Below are 22,356 nucleotides of genomic sequence, written 5' to 3' on the forward strand. Positions count from 1 at the left end.
AAAAAAGGTATGGTTTTTATGAAAAACAAAGTTATTATTTTAGAATCTCCTGCTAAAGCAAAAACTATTAGCAGTTACTTTGATGACAAAATTTTAGTTTTATGCTCAAAAGGCCATATTAGAAATTTATCTTTAAAAGGCAGAGATCGTTTAGGTATTTATATTAATGATGGTTTTAAACCAGATTATCAAATTATTCCTGAAAGAGAAAATTTAGTAAAAGAATTAATTAAAAAAACAAAGGGAAAACAAGTTTTTTTAGCAACTGATCCAGACAGAGAAGGAGAAGCTATAGCTTGGCATTTGTCTGAAATATTAAAATTAAAAAAAAATCAAAAAAATAGAATTTTTTTTAATGAAATAACTAAAAAAGTAGTTTTAGAAGCTTTTGAAAATCCTTGTTTAATTAAAAATTTATTAGTAGAATCTCAAGAAACAAGAAGAATGCTTGATAGAATTATTGGTTTTAAATTATCACGTTTAGTTAGGAAAATTAAGGCTCAATCAGCAGGAAGAGTTCAATCTGTTGTTTTAAAATTAATAATAGAAAGAGAAGAAAAAAGAAAAAAATTTATTCCTGAGGAATATTTTTTAATTAAAATTATTTTTTCAGATTTTCAAGCCAATCTAATAATAAAACCTAAAGAACATAAAATTAAAAAAGAAGAAGCAGAGATTATTAATGAAAAAATCAAAAATAAAAGTTTTTTGTTAAAAAAAATTAATAATAAAAAAGTATTTAACAAACCACCTAAACCTTTTATAACTTCTCTTTTACAACAAGATGCTTTTAAAATTCTCAATATGAATTCTAAAAAAACTATGATGATTGCTCAAAAACTTTATGAAGGTGTTATAATTGATGGAAAATTAACAGGTTTAATTACTTATATGAGAACAGATTCTTATAGAATTTCGAAAACTTTCATAAAAGACATTAATATTTTTATTCAGGAAAAATATGGTAAAAATTATTTAGGTTCTTATAAAGAATATAAAAATAAAAATAATCAAGATGCTCATGAAGCGATTAGGCCTACTGATATAAATAAAGATCCAGAATCTCTTAAAAAATATTTAAATAAAGATGAACTGGCTTTATATAATATAATTTACCAAAGAACTTTAGCTAGTTTTATGTCTGATTCTATTATTGATAGAACAGAATTTATTTTTCAAAATGGTAAATATCTTTTTTCTGCTGAAGGACATAAATTATTATTTGAAGGTTTTTACAAAGGATTAGGATATTCTTTTCAGGATAATATTTTGCCTCCTCTAAAGGTGAATGAGAATTATTTAGCTAAAGAAATTCAATCAATTAAAAAAACAACTAATCCGCCTTCTAGATTTAATGAAGCTTCTTTAATTAAAAAATTAGAAAAATTAAAAATTGGCCGACCTTCTACATATGTTAATATCATTGAAATTTTAAAAAAAAGATTTTATGTAATTTTAGTAGAGAAAAAATTTGTACCTACTAAAATAGGTTTTTTAACGTATCAGTTATTAGAAAAATTTTTTTCTTCTATCATTAATGTTGAATATACAGCTCAAATAGAAGAAAAATTAGATTTTATAGCTAATGGTAAACTTAATAAAATAGATTTTTTAAAAAATTTTTATAATGATTTCAAAGAACTTTATAATACAGCAGCTAAACAAATAGAACCTGTTAAGTCTGTTTTAACTGATAAAAAATGTGATTTATGTGGATCTTTCTTAGTTAAAAGAAGAGGAAAATATTCTGTTTTTTTAGGCTGCAGTTCTTTTCCTAAATGTAGAAAAGTTCTTCCTTGTAAAGACGAAGAAGATTTAATTTAATTATTATAAAAAAATAAAAGATTATGGATATTAGTATATTATGTTTAACTTTTTTAAAAAAATATTTAATAAAAATAAAAATGAAAAACAAATAGATTCTTTAGGAATAAGAAATCTAGAATATAACTTTTCTCAGTGGATACAAAAAATTAAAAAAACAAAATTTTTAGAATTATCTTTATTAGATGAATTAAAAATTTTATTAATAAAATCTGATATCGGAATTCAAACTTCTTCATTATTAATAAAAAGAATTAAAGATTCTGTAGAAAAGAACAAAATTAAACAAACTGAAGAATTTTTAAACTTAATCAAACAACAAATATTATTTTTATATGAAGAAAATAAAACTGAAAATTTAAACAAAAAATATCCTTGTAAAGATAATTCTAAAAAAAAAATATTTTTATTAGTTGGAGTTAATGGATCAGGAAAAACAACTACTATTGGTAAATTATCTATGAAATTTAAAAAAGAAGGAAAAAAAGTTTTATTAGTTGCTGGAGATACTTTTAGAACTGGGGCAATTGAACAATTAAAATTATGGGGAGAAAAAACCAATTGTGAAGTTTTTTATAAAAAAAAGGTAAATTCTTTTGTGAGTCCTTCTAATGTTATTTTTGAAGCTTTATCTTATGCTAAAAATAAAAATTTTGATATTATTTTATGCGATACTGCGGGTAGATTAGAAAATAAAAATAATTTAATGAAAGAATTGGAAAAAATAAAAAAAATAATACAAAACCAAAACCCTAATGATGAATTTAAAAAATTTTTAATTTTAGATTCTATGACTGGGCAAAACGGATTAAACCAAATAAAGCTATTTCATAATGCAATTTCGTTAAATGGTGTAATTTTAACTAAATTAGATGGCATTTCTAAAGGTGGTTTAATTTTAGCAATAAAACATATTTATAATATAGAAACTAAATACATAGGAATAGGAGAAAAAGCCGATGATTTAATTAAATTCGATATTCAAACTTATGTAAATAATTTATTTGAATAAAAATAAAATTTAAGTTTAATTTTCTTTTTTTTATTTTAAGAATAAAACAATTTTAAAGGATCTAAAAAATATGAATTTTTTAAATAATAGTTTTCAAAAAATTATTAATAAAATAAAAAACAAAAAATTTATTCAAGAAAAAGATATAGAGTTAATAATGAAAGAAATTCGTCTTTCTTTTATAGAAGCAGATGTTAATTATGAAGTTATAACTAGATTTAATGAATTAATTAAAAAAAAATCTTTGGGTAAAGAAATTTTAAAAGGTCTTAATGCGCAACAACAAATAATTAAAATTATTAGAGACACTTTAACTGAAATTTTAGGATTTGAAAATGTAGGTTTAAATTTAAGTAAAAAAATGGATACTATTTTATTAATAGGTCTACAAGGTAGCGGAAAAACAACAATATCTGGAAAATTATCTTTCTTTATTAAAAAAAAATTAAATAAAAAAGTTTTATTAATTGCCGCAGATACTTATAGATACGGAGCGATTGATCAATTAATAGCCATAGGAGAAAAAATTTCTGTAGAAGTTTTTTTTCAAAAAAATAATAAAGTTTTAGATATTATTAAAAATGGTTTAAAATATGCTTTATTAAATAATTTCGAAACAGTTATTATAGATACTGCTGGTAGATTAAGTATAGATAAAGAATTAATAAAAGAATTGCAAAAAATAAAATTAATTTCTGCACCTTCAGAAGTTTTAATAGTTTGCGATGCTCTTTTAGGGCAAGAATCAGCTATTGTTGCGAAAAGTTTTAATGAACAAATAGGAGCTACAGGTGTTATTTTAACAAAAATGGACGCAGATATTAAAGGTGGTTCTGCTTTATCAATTAAATCTGTTACTAATCTTCCTATTAAATTTATTTCTTCTTCTGAAAAACATGATGATGAATTTGAAATTTTTTATCCAGAAAGAATGGCTTCTAGAATTTTAGGAATGGGAGATATTTTAACTTTAATAGATAATATAGAAGAAAAAATTGATAAAGAAAAAGATCAAAAAATCTTTAACAGAATTTTACAAGAAGATTATAACTATTTTGACCTAATTAAGCAAATAAATTTAATTAAAAAATTAGGTTCTCTAAAAAAAATATTGAATTTTGTTCCTATGATTGGAAATCAAATAAAAAATTTTCCTTTCTTAGAAAATGATATTATTAAAAAAATGGAATCATTAATAAAAAGCATGACTATTGAAGAAAAAAGAAATCCTAAATTAATTGAATCTAATAACAGAAGAAGAATAAGAATTTCTAAAGGTTCTGGTAATAATTTAAAAGACGTGAATTCTTTAATTATTTTTATTAAAAAGCAAAAAGAAATATCCAAAAAAATGGGTAATTTGGCCAATAATAATTTATTAGATAATTTAACCAATGAACAAGATATAATTAAAAAATTTTTCGATAAAAATTAAAAATTTTAAGGTTTATTATAAAATGAAAAAATTAATTTTAATAGATGGTAATGCTTTAATATTTAGAGCTTATTATGCTACCTGTTATAAAAAAACTCATTCAATGCAAAATTCTCAAGGAAAAGATGTTAATGCTTTGATAGTTTTTATACAAATGTTTAAAAAAATTTTAGCAAAAAATCAAAAAAATAATCATATTTGTGTAGCATTTGATTTAAAAACAAAAACTAAAAGACATGAATTATGTGAAAAATATAAAAAAAACAGACCTGTTACACCTGATTCATTAATACAACAAATAAAAATGATTAAAGAATATTTATCTTTATCAGGAATTAAATATTATTCTAAAGAAAATTATGAAGCTGATGATATTATTGGCACGTTAGCGCAACAAGCAAGTAATAATAATATTTCTGTTGTGATTTTTTCTAGTGATAAAGATTTTTTACAATTAATCGACGAAAACATTCATGTTTGCTTAATTAAGCAAGGTTTATCTAAAACAATCTATTATGATATTGAACAATTATGGAATGAATATCAATTAAAACCAAATCAAATTATAGATTTTAAAAGTTTAGTAGGAGATAAATCAGACAATATAGAAGGTGTTCTATCTATAGGTCCTAAAACTGCTTCTAAATTGCTAAATAAATTCGATAATTTAGAAAATATTTTTAATAATTTAGAAAAAATAGAAATCAGAATAAGACAGAAATTATTAGAATTCAAAGAAAGAGTTTTTTTGAATCGTCTTTTAGTTTCCATTGATAAAAATGTACCTCTAGATTTTAATTATACTGAAACAAAAATAAAGAAATTTTGTGTTTTTTCATTAAATGATTTTTTAGAAAAAAATAAAATTCAAAAAAATAATTTTATTTTATAAAAAAAAGATAAGTATTGTATCTCAATACTTATCTTTTTTGTTTTTATGATAATTTTTTATCATATTTTTTATATTCCGAAAAATAAATTATTTTTTCCTTTTTTCTTCTAAAATTTGTTTTTCTTTTTCCAAAAATATTATTTTGATTTCTAATTTTTTATCGCGATAGAAATTAAGACGTTTGTCAATTTTTTGTTAAAAAAGTTATTATCTTAAGCCCCGCACACCACCACGCAAGCAAGTTTCCAAGCACATAGCGGTTACATCGTTAAATTATATATAAAGCGTGAATTTAATTTTTATTTGGATTTTTTTAATATTAAATTTTTTTAAAAAAAATGAAATTATTTTTTTATGCTTTTTCTAAAAACGTGTTTTCCCTTTCGCCTTGTAAAAGTCATTAACTTTTTCCTTGATAGATCATTATACTTTAATATTCCAATTAAAGTTTTGAATATACTACGACTACTATGGTTCTGCTTTTCCCTTATCTCAAATTTAATTATTTTTATTAATTTTATAAAGACTTAGGGAGATAGAAGTTACTATAAAACAACACCTTGTGCTTTTAGGAGAGATAACCTTTATTAGTATAGAAGGTGGTTTCTTGTTTTATGAAAACTATAAAAGTATGATAATTTAATTTATCGAAGTAAAAATAAATTAACGTAAACAAGAAAAAAATAAAAATTATTTAATATATTTATTTTGATTATTATTAATAACCTCTCTTTATTCTCTTAGAAGCCTTTCAGCTTTTATCCATGAACACTGTCATCTTGCAAAATCTGTTTGGTTAATAAAACCTCAATTTGCTTTTTTCTTCTGCTATAATTCATAATTTTTTCATTTTATGAACCGAAAAAATGATGTGCGACATTATCACGATCGCTACGATTGGTTAGTTCGTTATTGTTTTATGCATCTTTCTCGCCCTACTTCTTGAATTAGTCTATTCACTTCTAAAACTAAAGAATCCAATTCAGAATCTTTTGGAACAATGAATTGCCCTTTTAGCAATAATGTTCTTTTGATATTATCAATTTTAAATGCTTTATTTTTAGCTTCTAATTTTAATTGGTTATTTTTTGTTTTTAAATCGATTATTTTCATTTCTAAAGAATTTATTTTTTCATCAATTTCAAAACAAGAAAAATTTGAAATTTGAAATTTTTCAGAATCAAAAATTTTATTTTTTTCTTTTATTTTCGTATTAGAATTAGAATTAGATAAATTTACACAAGAAGATTGATTAGAACCTTTTGTTTTATAATTTTTTTCGTTTTTAATGTAAATGTTTTTATATATTTTATCACTTTGAATATCTAAGAATACTTTTAAAGCGTTATTATTATAATAATTTAAAAAAATTATAATAAATAAAATTAAAAATATTAAAGATATTAATTTCATTTTTTTTAATTTCAATTTCAATATTCTTCCTGCTTGTCTCTTTTTTTATTGATTGTAAATTCATTAAATTATAAAAAATTTTTTTAAATTTTTATATTATTTAATAATAAACAATTTTTATTATAATATATTTTTTATTTTTTTAAATAAAAAAAAAAATTATATTTAGTTATAATAATATTTTTTTATTATTAATAATATTAATTATTAATGTTTTAAAAAAAAATAATTCAAAAAATAACCTTTTTTTCGATGTTTTTAAAATTATTATTTTTTGCATTTAAATAAAAAAATTTAAATAAAATTATAAAAATAGCTTTTTTTAAAAAGTCCTTTTTTGGGTTATTTTATTTCCTTTATTACTTCCTATAATGTATATTATGTAAACCTAAAATAACAAAAAATTAAAAATTTTTTTTATTTTTACAAAAATATTTAAAATTTAAAAAAAAATTCTTGAAAAAGAGTGTTTTTTATTGATTTTTTTAAAAAAATGGCTTTTTTTATATTATTAAAAATAATAAATTATTAGTATAATTAAAGTTATTTTATAATTTGTATAAAATTTTAATATTATTTTTTTTCAAAAAAATACAATTGACTTTTAATAATAAAAATTTTATAATGAGTTAGTAAAAATTAAATTTATTATTGATTAGTTCGTTGAATATTTACTTTTTTGTTTCTTTATTTAGAATAAATATTATGAAAAAAATTTAAAATAAATAATAATTTAATACTATTAAAAGCATAAATTTTATTTATTTTAAATTTTTTTTTATTCATTTGTTGTTTATCCAATCAAAAAATTGAAATATAAATAAAATGAATCAACTATAAATATTAGTGATTAATGATTTTAAAAATTTCCAGTTTCCACTGTAAAAAATAAAAAAGGTTATTATGAAAATAAAAAATATAAATTTAAAACAAATTACTCTAGGGGCTTTGTTAATTTCTTTATGTTTAATTTTGTCTCAATTGAATTTTTTAATTCCTTTTAAAATAAAAATGCCCATAGTTTATTCTAATTTTTGGGTCTTTTGGCATTTCCCTTTATTTATTGTATGTTTTTTATTTAAATTCAGAAACGCTTTGTTAATCATTATTATTTATTTCGTTTTGGATACTTTTACTTATTCATTACCTCGATATATTATTTATAATGATTGGTTTCATTTAATGAATAATTTAAAAAAAAATTTTACAAAAGATAACTATAACTTAACTTTAAGTATATTATTTGGAAGTTTAATTCCTATATTGTCTTATGTTCTTTTATCTTTAAATTTTAATAATAATAAAGAACAAAAATATTTTTTTAATAAAAAAACAGTTTTATTTTTATTTTTTGTCATATTATTGCAAAGCATTTCTAGAACTTTAAATGGATATTTTGTTTTTTTTTATCGTATTAAAACTTTATTAGAAAACAATTATAATTTAAACAACAATTGGATGAATTTTTTTTTAAACATATTAAAAAATCATAATATTAAAAGTTTTTTTATACTTTGGATATTAAACATAATTCCAATAATAACTTCAAACTTAATTAATTTCATTTTATTGTCAACAATGGATAAAAAAATTAAAAAAATTCACAATCATTATCATTAGAAGAATTTTTATTTTTTTGATATATTCTAATATATTTTATATGTTATAATTAATACAAAAAATAATGTTTTTTAGATAAAAAAAATAAGGAATATAAAAATTATGAACAATGAATTTTTAACAATAATTCTTATTGTTATTTTTTATTTATTTGGCGCTATTCCTTTTGGTTTAATAATAGGTAAAATTTTTAAAAAAAAAGACTTACGTTGTTTAGGGTCAAAAAATATTGGTTCTTCAAACGCAGCCAGAATTTTGGGTTTTAAATATGGTGTGATTATATTTATTTTAGATTTTCTAAAAGGATTTTTAGCTATATTTTTGATTAAGAATAATTTTTTCAATACATTACATTTAGATAATTCAATTCAGGAAAAAAGAATTTTTTTCGGAATAGCAGCGATAATAGGTCATATTTTTTCTATTTTTAATAATTTTAGAGGAGGAAAAGCTATAGCTACTTCTGTAGGAGTTATTTCTGGTATTAATATTATCGTCGGTATATTAGGAATTTTAGCTTTTATTATTTTATTAATTTGTTTCGGATATGCTTCTTTAGCTTCTATAATAGCGACTTTATTGGTTAATATCGCTTTATTGATTTTTACTTTTTTCAATCCCAATTATATTCAAAAATTTGAAATATTTTTTATATGGTTAATAAGTATTATTATTTTTTTAAAACATTATAAAAACATAACTAAAATATTAAAAGGCAATGAAAATAAATTTATTTTTTTTAAAAAAATAAAATTAAAAAATAAAAAAAAGTAAATTTTATATATTTTGTAAAAAGATATTTATTTTTATAAAATTTTTATTCATTGAAAATTATTAAAAAGGATTTATTTATAAATTATAATTATGAACAAAAATATTGATCAATTGCAAGAAAAAATAGAAAAACTAGAAAATAAAATAACAAAAACAATAAAAGAAATTCAAGAAATAAAAAAAATAACTGAATTAGAAATATCTTATTTAGGAAAAAACGGTTATTTATCTTTTTTATTAAAAGAAATTAAAAATTTTAATCTACAAGAAGATAAAAAAACAGCGGGTAAAAAAATTAATTTTTTAAAAGAAAAAATTATTTTTTTATTAAAAGAAAAAAAAACAATTTTAGAAAAAAAACATTTAGAACAAATTTTAAAAAAAGATACAATAGACACAACTTTACCAGAATTTCCTTTTAAAAAAGGTTCCCTTCATCCTTTAAATAAAACAATTAAAAAGATAGAAAATTTTTTTTTAAAATTAGGTTATTCGGTTATCGAAGGAAAAGAAATAGTAACAGATTTATATAATTTCGAAATGCTTAATATAGAAAAAGATCATCCAGCAAGAGATATGCAAGATTCTTTTTATCTTGATATAGATTCAAAAACTCTTTTAAGAACGCACACTTCTTCAGTTCAAATCAAAGCTATGCTAAATAGTAATTCAAAACCTTTAAAAATTATTTCTTCAGGTAAAGTTTATAGAAGAGACAAAGATGATGAAACACATAGTCATCAATTTACCCAATTAGAAGGTTTTATGATTGATTACAATGTAAATTTAAAAGATTTAAAACAAATTATTATTAATTTAATAAAAGAAATTTTCGGAGAAAAACAAAAATTAAGATTTAGACCTTCTTATTTTCCTTTTACTAAACCTAGTTTAGAAGTAGATTTAATAATGGAAGATAAAGAAAATAAAAAATTTTTTTTAGAAATTATTGGTGCAGGATTAATTCATCCAAAAGTTCTTTCTAAAGGTGGTTATGATCCTAAAAAATTTAACGGTTTTGCTTTTGGAATAGGAATAGAAAGAATAACAATGTTAAAATACGGGATAAAAGATATTAGACATTTTTATAATAATGATTTTCGTTTTTTAAACCAATTTATAGAATAAAAATTAATATTAATAAAATCAATATAATATAATAAATTTATGATTTTTAAAAAAAGCTCAATTTTTTATTCCAAAATTATAAAAATTATTAAATTAATTTCACGCAAAGGTATATAAAAATGATAATTAACGAAAATATTTTAAAAAGATATATTTCATTTAAAGATTTGGATTTAAATATTTTAAAATCATTAATTAATAATCATATGATAGAAATAGAAAATGATTTTATTTTAAATAAAAATGATCAAAAATTATTAATAGGAGAAATTGTATCATTTGAAAAAATACCAAACTCAAAAAATTTAAATTTAGTGCAAGTGAATATCGGAAATTCTATTTTACCTATTATTTGCGGTGCTGATAATATTAAAATTAAAAAAAAAATAATAATAGCTTTAGAAGGGGCTTATTTAGGAAAAAATTATACCCAAGTTAATAAAAAAACAATTTTAGGAATAGAATCTCCAGGAGTAATTTGCTCAGCTAAAGAAATAAATTTGAATGATGAAATTTTATCTGATGATGAAAAAAAAGGTATTTTGCTTTTAGATGAAAAAGATTCCAAAGCTATTGTAGGTAATTGCGCTTTAGAATATTTAAGTATGAAAGGTTTTTTTTTAAAATTATCTTTAACTCCAGATAGAGGTGATTTATTATCATATTTAGGATTTGCTAAAGATTTAAAAGCAATATTAAAAGATAATATTCATAATAATGTTGTTTTATTAAAACAAAAATTAAATGATATTATTCCGACAAATCAAAAAAATCCTTTTCAAATTGAAATAAAAAATCCAAATTGTCAAGAATTGCATTATATTTATTTAACAAACGTAAAAATTCAAGAATCACCTTTATGGTTGAGAAATTTTCTTATAGTTCATGATGTAATTCCAATAAATAATATTATAGATATAATGAATTTAGTTTTAATAGAAAAAGGAGTTCCTTTAGATATAATAGATGTTTCTAATTTATCAGATTATAAGCTTACAATTAGAAATGCTTATAATAATGAAAAAATTATTACCCCTTCCGGAAAAAAATATTATCTAAATAATGAAGATTTAGTTATAAAAAATAAAAATAAAATTATTTCATTAATTGGAGTCATTAACGACAAAGAAAACACTTTAAATGAAAAAACAAATAAAATTTTAATAATTTCTAGCTATTTTAAATATCAAAATATTTTTAAAACAAGTAAAAAATTAAATATTAAAAATGAAAAAATTGTTAATTGGTCAAGAGGTTTTGATCCTTCATTAATAAAAAATGCTTTAAATCAAGCCATTTTTATTTTAAAACAATTAAATAAAGAAATAATTATAAATGATAATATAATTTCTATTTTTAGAGAAAAAATTTCTAAAAAAAGCATTTTATTAAATTTAGAATTCGTTAAAAATAAAACAGGAATTATTTTTGATTTAACCAAAATAATAAATTTTTTAAAAAATTTAGATTATAAAGTAAAAATATTAGATGAATTTAATTTAGAAACAATACCACCTTTAAGACGTCAAGATATAGAAACACAAGAAGATATAATATCTGATCTAGTAAGAATGCACGGTTATGAAAAAATAGAAAATGAAAAAATAATTAAAAAAAATTTAATCTCTAATGAAAAACAAAAAATAAATAAACTAAAATATTTACTTATTAATTTAGGATTTTACGAAATAATAACCTACAGTCTAGTAAATTTACAAAATTGGTCATTATTTTCAGTTGGCGAAAACAAAAATTATTTAACATTATCAAAACCACTTTCTCAAGAAAGATCTATTTTAAGACAAAATCTAAGCGGTAATATGTTAGAAGTTTTAAGTTATAATCAAAAATACAATAATTTTGATAATTCTTTTTTTGAAATAGGAAATATTTACAAAAAAGAAAACAATAAAAAAACTAAAGAAATTTTACATTTATCTTTAGGAATAAACGGAACTTTTATTAATTCCGGCTGGATTAAAGAAAATATCAACAGTTCTATTTTTATTTTAAAAGGGGTTTTTAAAAAAATAGAACAACTTTTCAATATTAATTTTTTATTATGCCCAAGCAAAAGTTACTCTAACTTACATCCTGGAAAACAAATAGATATTATGTTTAATAATGAAAAAATAGGTTTTATAGGAGAAATTCATCCTTCTTTAAAAAAAATGTACAATTTAAAAAATGCATTTATTTTAGAATTAACTTTAAAAAAAGAATTTTTTCAAAAAACCAAAAAATTAATAACTTTTCAAGAAATAACCAAATTACCTTCTATAGTAAGAGATTTAAGTATTTTAGTACAAAAAAAATATAACTACGAAAATATTTTAAAAACTTTATTAGAAGAAATATCAGATATATTAATCAAATGCGAATTAGTAGATATTTATCAAGATGAAAAGTTTTCTTCAAAAGAATATTCTTTATCATTTAGATTAATTTTTAATGATCAAAGTAAAAATTTGCAAAAAAATATTGTAAAAGAAATTATGGATAAAATAGAAAATAAAATTAAAACAAAATATAAAGCCAAAATAAGATAATTTTAAATAGATTAAAAAAAATAAAATTATATTATTTTTTTTAAAAAAGAAAACTATAGTATAAAATAAATATATGATAAATACTTTATAGAAAAGTGTGGAATAATTTTTGCAAAAAGGAATTGTAATTGAATTTTTAGTAAAAGAATATGTTATCATTGATTTAGAAACAAAAGAAAAACATTATGCTCAAATTAAAGGCAAATTAAGACACTGTTTTGTTAAAAAAAATAAAAATAAAATTTCGGAAAAAATAGAAGAAATAAAAATAGGTGATATAGTTCTTTATGAAAAAAAAAATGATACATTCTTAATAGATGCTATAACGCCACGTTTTAATTCTTTAAAAAGACCAAATATAGCAAACATTAATCAAGTTTTATTAGTATTTTCTTTGAAAAAACCAAAATTTCAATTTAAATTACTAGATAAATTTTTATTAATATTAAATAAATATAAAATTAAAGTTAATTTAATTTTTTCTAAAATAGATTTAATAAATGAAGAAGAATTTAAAATTTTTCAAAAAAAAATTTCATATTATGAAAAATTTTACGATATACATTTTGTAGATAGTAAAAATAAAACAGGTTTAGAAAATTTATTTAACATATTCAAAAGCAAAGTAACTATTTTGGCTGGACAAACTGGAGTAGGAAAATCTACTTTAATAAACGCTATTACTTCTTTGAATTTAAGAACACAAGAAGTTTCTAAAGGTTCAAATAGAGGTAAGCATACAACTAAGAATTCTAAATTATATTTTTTTAATGAAGGTTATATTGCTGATACACCCGGTTTTACAAAACTAAATTTATCCGACATAAATTTTAATGAAGTTAAAAATTTCTATAATGATTTTGTTTTTTTTTCTACAAAATGTTTTTTTGGTTTTAATTGCTTACATTTAAACGAAAAAAACTGCAAAATAAAAGAAGTTTGTCAAAAAGGTTTAATTCCTAAAATAAGATATAAAAATTATTTATCATTATTAAAAGAAATAGAAAACAAAAATTTTAAAAGAAAAAAAAGAAATTAAAATTATTCTTATTAATGAAGGAATATATATGAATTTTGATGAAATTAACCAAAGAAAAAAGAAAATAAGAAATTTCAGTATTATTGCACACATAGATCACGGAAAATCGACATTAGCAGACCGTATTTTAGAAATTACTAATACAATAGACAAAAGAAAAATGAAAAATCAATTTTTAGATTCAATGGAACTAGAAAGAGAAAAAGGTATAACTATTAAATTAAACGCAATAGAAATTAATTATCTAGCTTTAGATAAAAATAATTATATTATGCATTTAATAGATACTCCAGGACATGTAGATTTTAATTATGAAGTTTCTAGATCTTTAGCAGCATGCGAAGGAGTTTTATTAATTATAGACGCTACTCAAGGAATTCAATCTCAAACTTTAAATAATGTTTATTTAGCTTTGGAAAATAATTTAATTATTATTCCTATTTTAAATAAAATAGATATGCCTAGCGCTAATATAGAAAAAACAAAAAAAGAATTAAAAGAAACATTAGGAATAAACGATGATTTAATGATCTTAGCAAGTGGAAAAACAGGAGAAGGAGTAACAAATATTTTAGAAAGTATTGTGAAAAATATAAACCCTCCTGAAGGAGATATAAAATCCCCTTTACAAGCTTTAATTTTTGATTCATTTTTTGACCCTTATAAAGGAGTAGTGCCTTCAATTAGAATTATTAACGGTATTGTTAAAAAAGGAGATAGAATTCGTTTTATTTCTACTAAAGCTACTTATGAAGTAATGGAAGTAGGCATATTTAATCCTAACCCTGTTCCAAAAAAATTTTTATCAGCAGGAGATATAGGATATTTAACTGCATTTATAAAAAATATAGAAGATATTAAAGTAGGAGATACTATTACATTAAGTAAATATAATCAAGTATCTCCTTTGCCTGGTTATCGAGAGATAAATCCTGTAGTTTTTTGCGGATTATTTCCTGCAGAATTTAATAAATATCATAACCTAAAAGAAGCATTAAAAAAATTAAAATTAAATGATTCTTCTTTAGTTTATGAAAAAGAAAATTCCAACATGTTAGGCGCTGGTTTTCGTATAGGGTTTTTAGGTTTATTGCATATGGAAATAACAAAAGAAAGAATAATAAGAGAATTTAACATAGAAGTAATTATAACCGCTCCTTCAGTCGTTTTTCATGTTTATCAAAAATCAAATAAAAAAATAATTGTAGATAATTTAAACAAATGGCCAATTAATCAATCAATAGAAAAAATAGAAGAACCTTTTATAATGGCTTTTATCACTTGTCCAGAAGAATATATTGGTTCAGTAATGGAAATTTCTCAAAACAAAAGAGGAATTTTACAAGATATTCAATATTTAACTAATAAAAGAGTAACTTTAAAATATTTATTACCTCTTTTAGAAGTTATTTATAATTATTTTGACAAATTAAAATCAGCTACTAAGGGATATGCTTCTTTTGATTATCAATTAGATAAATATTATTCTAGTAATTTAAAAAAAATAGATATTTTATTAAATTCAGAAATAGTTGATGCTTTATCTTTTATTGTTCACGAAGATTTTGCTTATAATAGAGGGAAAATTATTTGTCAAAAATTAAAAGAATTAATTCCAAGGCAAATGTTTGAAATAGTTATTCAAGCAGCTTTAGGTAAAAAAATTATCACAAGAGAAACCATTAAATCCATGAGAAAAAATGTTATTGATAAATGTTATGGCGGAGATGTAAGTCGTAAGAAAAAACTTTTAGCAAAACAAAAAAAAGGGAAAAAGAAAATGAAATCTTTAGGAAAAGTAAAATTACCGCAAAAAGCTTTTTTAGCGATATTATCCTCTTATGATAAATAAAAAATAAATAAAAATTTTATTTTTTCGAAATAAATATTTTTGAAATTATAAAATTATTATGTTCGTTCGAAAGAAAGGATAGTTTAAACAAAATGGTAAATTTAATAGAATTAAAATCTATAACAAAAGTAATTGATAATCAGATAATTTTAAAAAATATTAATTTACAAATTAAAAAAAATGAATTTGTTACTTTATTAGGTCCTTCAGGTTGCGGAAAAACGACTATTTTAAAAATACTTGGCGGTTTTGATGAATTTAACAGCGGAGATATTCTTTTTAATAATGAAAGTATAATTCACGTTCCCCCTCATGAAAGATTAATAAATACTGTATTTCAAAAATATGCTTTATTTACTCATTTAAACGTTTTTGAAAATATAGCTTTTAGTTTAAGAATAAAAAATTTTAATACAAATGTTCAAGAAGAGATTAAAATTTTAAATTTTAATTTTAAAAATAAGATAAAAAAAATTAAAAAAAATTATAACAATCAAATAGAAAAAATAATACTTTATCCAAAAAATTCTTTTATGTTTTGGATTAATATTTTTTTTTGCGATAAAGAAAAAAAACAACAAATAAAAAATTTAAAAAAAGAATTTAAACAACAAATTAATAATTTAAAAAAAGAAAATAAAAATATTTTATATAATTTAAAAAAAAAATTTTTGTCATCCAAACAAAAAGAAAAAATAATCCAAGAAAAAGTGTTACATTATTTAAAATTAGTAGGTTTAAAAGGATTAGAAAAAAGAGAAATAAGTCAACTATCAGGCGGTCAACAACAAAGAATAGCAATAGCCAGAGCATTAATTAATGAACCTAAAGTTCTTTTATTAGACGAACCTTTAGCAGCTTTAGATTTAAAATTAAGACAAGAAATGCAATATGAACTCAAAGAAATACAAAAAAATTCAGGTATTACTTTTATTTTTGTAACTCATAACCAAGAAGAAGCTTTAACAATGAGTGATAAAATAGTTGTTATAAATCATGGCGAAATTCAACAAATAGGAACTCCTGAAGATATTTATAACGAACCAGCAAATAAATTTATAGCTCAATTTATAGGAGAATCTAACTTAATTTCAGGAACAATGCTAAAAGATTTTTTAGTTTTATTTGACGAACAAAAATTTCAATGTGTTGATTATGGATTTGAAGAAAATCAAAAAGTAGATATAGTTATTAGACCTGAAGACATTGATATTGTTGATTATGAAGAAGGTTTGTTAAAAGGAATAGTTCATTCTATTTTATTTAAAGGTGTTTATTGGGAAGTTATAGTAAATACTCAATATAGAAAATATAAAATACATACAACTGATTTTATAAAAATAAATACAAAAGTAGGAATTTTTTTTAAACCAGAAGATTTACATGTAATGGAGGTATGGTAATTTATGCCTTATGTTGAGCATAATAGATTTAATAAATGGGCAAAATATTTAGCATTACCTTATTTAATAATTCTTGTATGTTTCATTTTAACTCCTATTTTAATTATTATTTTCGATTCTATTCAAAAATATAATAATCGTAGTCTTTTTCAAATAGTTTTTACTTTAGAATATTATAAAAATTTTTACACTAATTTATCTTATATTTACGTTTTATTAAGATCGATAACTATTGCCATCATAGCTACCATGTTTATTGTAATTATAACTTACCCTTTAGCTTATATAGTTTCTCAATGTAAACTTTTTACTCAAGCCATTTTAGTTTTATTAATAAATGGAACTATTTGGATTAATATGATATTAAAAACACAAGCTTTAGTACAAATTTTTTCTTTAATAGAAATTTCTTTCAACACAAATTTATTAGAAACTAATGCTTCAATGTTTATTGGGTTTATATATTTGTTTTTACCTTATATGTTTTTATCAATTTATTTAAGTATAACGCAAATAGATAATTCTTTAATAGATTCAGCAAAAGATTTAGGAGCAAATACAACTCAAATTTTTAGAAAAATAATTTTTCCTTTATCTTTACCAGGATTAATTACAGGAAATGCTATAGTTTTATTACAGATTGTAACAAATATTGTAGTTCCTAAATATTTAGGTCCATCTAATGTAAATGTTATTAGTGAATTAATAGAAAACAAAACTTTTTTAAGTGGAGATATTAAAAGTGCTTGCGCTATAGCGGTAAATTTAACTTTTTTAATGTTTTATATTTTAATTTTGTTCAAAATTGATCCTCCAGGAAGTGTTAAAAAGAAATATGTTGAAAATAAGTAAAAAAAGAATATCTTTTTTATATTTAATCTTAGTACTTCTTTTTATTTATTTACCTATCTTATCTTTAATTATATTTTCATTTAATGAAAATGAAGGCAGAATATCTTCTTTAGTTCATTTCAATAAATTTAGTTTTAAATGGTATTATAAAATTTTTACCGATGCAACAGTTAAAAACTCAATAATCATTACATTTAAAATAGCCATTTTATCTACTATTTGTTCTACTATTTTCGGAACTTTAGCTGCAATTTCGTTAATGAATTACAATAAAAAATGGAGTAAATTAATTTTAAATGCAAATCAATTATCAATTATAATACCAGAAATAATTAACGCTTTAGCTCTTTTTGTTTTATTCAGTTTTATAGGTTTAAATAATAGTTTTTGGAGAATGTTATTATCTCATATTTCATTTAGCATACCATACGTTTTAATAGCTGTTTACACGAAATGTTGTGATTTAGATTCAGATTTATTTGAAGCAGCTTATGATTTGGGAGCTACTTTTTTTCAAACACTAATAAAAGTAATCTTACCGCAATTAAAAGGAGTTATGATCGCTAGCGCTGGTATAGCTTTTGCTTTATCTTTTGATGATTTTATTATATCTTATTTTGCAGGTGGATCTGATTATCAAAATATATCTGCTTATATTTATAGTTTAAAAGGAACAATAAATCCTACTATTAACGCGTTATCTTCTATTTTAATTTTATTTGTTTTATTTAAAATATTATTAGACTATTATAAATTAAGAAAAGATTCTATAAAAAAATGAAAAAAAAAATATTATTTTTTACAATTTCTTTATTGATTGTAATAATTTACATTTTTATAAGTATACTTTTATCAAAAAATAAAAAAGAAAAACAAATTATTTCATTATTTAATTGGAGCGAATATATAGATCCAGAAATTATCGATAATTACAATAAACAATCTGATAAATTTAATGTAAAACAAAGTTTTTTTTCTTCTAATGAATTGGCCATTAATAAAATTAAAGCTGGTAATCAATATGATATAGCTATTTTAAGTGAATATGCCATAGAACAATTAAAAAATGATTATTTATTGAAAATCAAAAAAAAAGATGATTTAAAATTTACACCTTTATTTGAAACAATAAACGAAATTAATAAAAACAAAATATTCAAAGATTACTCTATACCTTACTTTTGGGGAAAATTAGGATTGCTTTATAATAAAAATAAATTTTCTAAAGAAATGATAAAATCAGATTGGAAAAAATTTTTAAATAATCCGAATTACAAAATTTCTTTATATAATAATGCTTTTGAAGGTATTTTTTTAGGATTAAAAGCTACTGATGGAGATATTAGTGGAATTAACGAAAAAGATATAGAAAAAGCTAAAAATTGGCTTATAAAATTAAAAAAACAAAACAATAGTTTATCTTTTATAACAGATCAATTATTAGATAATATGAAAGTAAAAGGAAGAGAACGTTACGATATATCTTTAACTTATTCAGGAGATGCTAGATATTTAATAGAACAAAATAATAATTTACAATTTTATGATTTTTCAGATGATGATGAATTCCAAAAAGGCACTAATGTTTGGATTGATGGTTTAGTATTACCAAAAGGTAGCAAAGAAGAAGCAGCATATGATTTTATTAATTTCTTATTAAATCCAGAAAATATCAAAAAAAATACTTCTTTTATAGGATATGATTCTCCTTATTTAGAAAGACAAGATAAAATTATAGATTTAAAAATAGATAAAAAAAATGATAAAATTTACCAATATAATGAAAAAACTAAAATACAGATAAGTAATTCTTGGAGCGAAGTTTGTTCTTTTCCTAATCCTGAAGATAAATATTTATTCTTTTTAAGCTTTCTAATTTTATTAATTTTTATTGCATTAAGATTTGTTCATTCAATTAAATTGAAAAATAAAAAATTCATAACCAAGAGTGAATGATTAAAATCTTTTAAAAACCTCAAAAGAGGTTTTTTTATTTTTATATATTTTTAAAGTATTTATTTTAAAACAAATAAATAAAATGAATTTTATTTATTTTAATTTATTTGTTTTAAAATAATTGATATAAATATAAAATATTTATTATTTTTTGGTGTGGATAATGAGATTCGAACTCACAAGAGAAAAATTTCTCACATGCCCCTCAAACATGCGCGTATACCGTTCCGCCATACCCACAATATATCTTTATTATTAATAAAAAAGAAAAAAATAATAAAAATAAATTTATTATTTTTTTTTCTTATTAATTTGAGATTTAAAATATTAAAAAACAATTATTCTAGAATTAATATATAAGGAGAAAGATGATTATCATTTTGTATTTTTTCTATCTCTAAATGAGGATATTTTTGTTCAACAAAAAATTCTAACTGAGATAATTGCTTTTCGAAAATAGGTTTTTTATGATAAAAAATAGTTAAAAAATTATTTTTTGAAGTAATTATTTTTTTTAATAATTTTTTAGCTAAAAAAATTAAATCTTTATGATAATCTACAACTTTTCCTTGTAATAAAGCTAAAAAACTATCTTTTTCTTTATTATATTGTTCAATATTAAGTTTATTTGCGTAAGTTATTTCTCCTATTTTGTTTTTTTGTATATTTACCTTCATATTTGTTAAATTTTCTTTTAAAGATAAATTCTCGTCAAAAGCTAAAAGAGCGCTATAACCTTGAGCTATATTTTCTGTTTTAATAATTTCTATTTTTAATTCTGAATATGATTCAATTAATTTAATAGTTTTAAATAACATTTGTTTATTATTAGGCAAAATAATAATATTTTTATCTTTATCAACAGTATTAAGAATATTTTTCAATTCTTCTAAAAAAGAATCTTCTTTTTTATTATTAATTAAATAATCAACTTTTAATTCTTTAAAAATATTTTGAACTTCTTTTCCAGAAAAAACAGAAATAATAACATATTCATCTTTATTTATTTTTTTTTTATTATTTAACTTAACAATATTTTTATTTTGTTCTTTCATGTTATCAATTTTACATTTAACTAATTTTCCGTAAAGAGACAAATTATTTAAAATAAATTCTGGATTATTAGTATGAATATGAATTTTTATTAATTCATCTTTTTGTATCAAAATTAAAGAATCTCCTATAGAAGATAATTCTTTTTCTTTTGCTTCTTTATTAAATTCTATATTAGGAAATAATTTAACAACCATTTCAGTGCAATAATTATATTTTATTTCAGTTTCCTTGAAAATATTATGTGAAATTTCATTTTCAGTAAATATATCTGACAATTTTTCTTCTTTTATTTCTTCTACCGGATTATTATCTAAATATAAATAAACGCCTTCTAAAAAAGAAATAAAACCAGCACCTCCACTATCGACTACATTAGATTGTTTTAAAACATCAAGCAAATCAGGAGTCTTATTTAAAGAAATTTTAGCATATTTAATTAATTCTTTTATTAATTTTTTAATTGAATGAATATTTTTTCGTTTTTCTTTAACTTTTTCAATTGATTCTCTTAAAACAGTTAAAATAGTACCTTCTATAGGCTCTAATATAGAATCATAAGCCTTTTTATAACCGTTTACAAGAGATTGAATAAATTCATCAATATTAATTTCTGTCTTTTGAAAAATTTTAATTTGTTCATAAATTCCTGAAAAAAATTGAGATAAAATAACTCCTGAATTACCTTTAGAACCGATTAATAAAGCATCATTTAAAATTTTAGAAACTTCAATAATCGAACAATCCTCGGTAAGTAAAAGTTTTTTTACACCTTCCATCATAGTCATTTGCATATTAGTTCCTGTATCACCATCAGGAACAGGAAAAACATTTAAATTATTTATTATTTCGTGATTATTTTTTAAATGCAAAGTTCCGTTTATTATCATTTGCTTAAATAAATTACCGTCTATAATTTTCTTTTCTTCTTCTAACATGAGACAAAATTCCTTTTTGTTTTTTTATAATTAAATTTTTAATGTTTTAAGATATGATTGAATTATATATTAATAATATACTATTTCCTGAAATGATTTTTAAAACAATTAAATTTATTATTTTTTTTATTAAAAATTAAAAAATGAATAATTGATTTTAACCATTAAATTTGTTCTTAGAATATAAAAAAAGAAATCATTTAAAATTATGGATAAAAAAAACAAAAACACATCTAATTATAACATATTAGTATTAAAAATTAATATTATTTTTTTATGTAAATTTTGAAATTTTATTAAATAATTATTAAAAACATTTTTTAATATTATAATTATAATATTATGATATATAATAAATATATATATAAAAATTATTATTTTTAAGAAGAAAGAGTTTAATATATTATGAGTAAATGTTATATAACTGGTAAATCTACATTATTTGGCAATAGACGTAGTCATGCAATGAATGCAAACAGAAGAATGTGGAAATCTAATTTACAAAAAATTCGTATTAAAGATGAAAAAGGTAAAATTAAAAAAATATATATCTCTGCAAGAGCATTAAAAAAATTAGTTCTAGAAAGAGTTTAGTCACTTTTTTATTCATTAACAA

General features: G+C 20.2%; 17 protein-coding genes and 1 tRNA gene. 15 read left to right on the top strand and 3 right to left on the bottom strand.

Going from position 1 to position 22,356, the window contains the following annotated elements:
* The first annotated feature begins 18 nt into the window (after nt 1–18).
* The 4 genes from topA (at nt 19) to ACHMP6_RS00095 (ending at nt 5,163) form a co-directional block, all read left to right on the top strand.
* A complete protein-coding gene (gene topA / locus ACHMP6_RS00080) occupies nt 19–1,824 on the top strand; it encodes a type I DNA topoisomerase (RefSeq protein WP_412097495.1) in 1,806 nt (601 codons plus the stop codon).
* Between the two features lie 40 nt (nt 1,825–1,864).
* Nucleotides 1,865–2,836, top strand: coding sequence for a signal recognition particle-docking protein FtsY (gene ftsY / locus ACHMP6_RS00085; protein ID WP_412097496.1), 972 nt, complete (start codon nt 1,865–1,867; stop codon nt 2,834–2,836).
* Nucleotides 2,837–2,906: 70 nt separating this feature from the next.
* A complete protein-coding gene (locus tag ACHMP6_RS00090) occupies nt 2,907–4,271 on the top strand; it encodes a signal recognition particle protein (protein WP_412097497.1) in 1,365 nt (454 codons plus the stop codon).
* A gap of 22 nt (nt 4,272–4,293) precedes the next feature.
* Entirely contained in the window at nt 4,294–5,163 is an 870-nt protein-coding gene (locus ACHMP6_RS00095; RefSeq protein WP_412097498.1) for a 5'-3' exonuclease, read from the top strand.
* Nucleotides 5,164–6,072: 909 nt separating this feature from the next.
* Here the strand turns inward: ACHMP6_RS00095 and ACHMP6_RS00100 are convergent.
* Nucleotides 6,073–6,591, bottom strand: a complete 519-nt coding sequence (locus ACHMP6_RS00100; protein ID WP_412097499.1) for a hypothetical protein — start codon at nt 6,589–6,591, stop codon at nt 6,073–6,075.
* Between the two features lie 888 nt (nt 6,592–7,479).
* Here ACHMP6_RS00100 and ACHMP6_RS00105 point away from each other — a divergent pair.
* From ACHMP6_RS00105 to ACHMP6_RS00150, 10 genes are all read left to right on the top strand, one after another.
* The gene (locus ACHMP6_RS00105; protein ID WP_412097500.1) at nt 7,480–8,196 is read left to right on the top strand and encodes a hypothetical protein; all 717 of its coding nucleotides are present in this window, start codon (nt 7,480–7,482) and stop codon (nt 8,194–8,196) included.
* Nucleotides 8,197–8,298: 102 nt separating this feature from the next.
* Nucleotides 8,299–8,970 (top strand): glycerol-3-phosphate 1-O-acyltransferase PlsY, encoded by a 672-nt coding sequence (gene plsY, locus ACHMP6_RS00110; protein WP_412097501.1) that lies wholly within the window; start codon nt 8,299–8,301, stop codon nt 8,968–8,970.
* A 111-nt stretch (nt 8,971–9,081) separates the two neighbouring features.
* The gene (gene pheS, locus ACHMP6_RS00115; protein WP_412097551.1) at nt 9,082–10,098 is read left to right on the top strand and encodes a phenylalanine--tRNA ligase subunit alpha; all 1,017 of its coding nucleotides are present in this window, start codon (nt 9,082–9,084) and stop codon (nt 10,096–10,098) included.
* Nucleotides 10,099–10,217: 119 nt separating this feature from the next.
* Nucleotides 10,218–12,647, top strand: a complete 2,430-nt coding sequence (gene pheT, locus ACHMP6_RS00120) for a phenylalanine--tRNA ligase subunit beta (RefSeq protein WP_412097502.1) — start codon at nt 10,218–10,220, stop codon at nt 12,645–12,647.
* A gap of 109 nt (nt 12,648–12,756) precedes the next feature.
* Nucleotides 12,757–13,686, top strand: a complete 930-nt coding sequence (gene rsgA / locus ACHMP6_RS00125; RefSeq protein ID WP_412097503.1) for a ribosome small subunit-dependent GTPase A — start codon at nt 12,757–12,759, stop codon at nt 13,684–13,686.
* Nucleotides 13,687–13,714: 28 nt separating this feature from the next.
* Nucleotides 13,715–15,538: a translation elongation factor 4 gene (lepA, locus tag ACHMP6_RS00130; RefSeq protein WP_412097504.1), complete on the top strand. Its 1,824-nt coding sequence runs from the start codon at nt 13,715–13,717 to the stop codon at nt 15,536–15,538.
* Nucleotides 15,539–15,630: 92 nt separating this feature from the next.
* Nucleotides 15,631–16,941 (top strand): ABC transporter ATP-binding protein, encoded by a 1,311-nt coding sequence (locus ACHMP6_RS00135; protein ID WP_412097505.1) that lies wholly within the window; start codon nt 15,631–15,633, stop codon nt 16,939–16,941.
* A gap of 3 nt (nt 16,942–16,944) precedes the next feature.
* Nucleotides 16,945–17,793 (top strand): ABC transporter permease, encoded by an 849-nt coding sequence (locus ACHMP6_RS00140; RefSeq protein WP_412097506.1) that lies wholly within the window; start codon nt 16,945–16,947, stop codon nt 17,791–17,793.
* A complete protein-coding gene (locus ACHMP6_RS00145; RefSeq protein WP_412097507.1) occupies nt 17,777–18,574 on the top strand; it encodes an ABC transporter permease in 798 nt (265 codons plus the stop codon). Before ACHMP6_RS00140 ends, ACHMP6_RS00145 begins: the two co-directional genes overlap by 17 nt.
* Nucleotides 18,571–19,749 (top strand): extracellular solute-binding protein, encoded by a 1,179-nt coding sequence (locus ACHMP6_RS00150; RefSeq protein ID WP_412097508.1) that lies wholly within the window; start codon nt 18,571–18,573, stop codon nt 19,747–19,749. The genes ACHMP6_RS00145 and ACHMP6_RS00150 overlap by 4 nt, the downstream gene beginning before the upstream one ends.
* 152 nt (nt 19,750–19,901) lie before the next feature.
* On the opposite strand, the gene ACHMP6_RS00155 is transcribed toward ACHMP6_RS00150, so the two are convergent.
* A tRNA-Leu gene (locus ACHMP6_RS00155) sits at nt 19,902–19,989 on the bottom strand.
* A 98-nt stretch (nt 19,990–20,087) separates the two neighbouring features.
* Nucleotides 20,088–21,740: a DAK2 domain-containing protein gene (locus tag ACHMP6_RS00160; RefSeq protein WP_412097509.1), complete on the bottom strand. Its 1,653-nt coding sequence runs from the start codon at nt 21,738–21,740 to the stop codon at nt 20,088–20,090.
* Nucleotides 21,741–22,145: 405 nt separating this feature from the next.
* Between ACHMP6_RS00160 and rpmB the strand changes: the two genes are divergently transcribed.
* Nucleotides 22,146–22,334 carry a 50S ribosomal protein L28 gene (gene rpmB / locus ACHMP6_RS00165; protein WP_412097510.1) on the top strand — a complete coding sequence of 63 codons (189 nt, stop codon included), beginning with the start codon at nt 22,146–22,148 and terminating at the stop codon, nt 22,332–22,334.
* Nucleotides 22,335–22,356: the final 22 nt, after the last annotated feature.

Origin of the sequence: Candidatus Phytoplasma palmae (assembly GCF_046896035.1) — a bacterium.
Lineage (GTDB): Bacteria > Bacillota_I > Bacilli_A > Acholeplasmatales > Acholeplasmataceae > Phytoplasma > Phytoplasma palmae.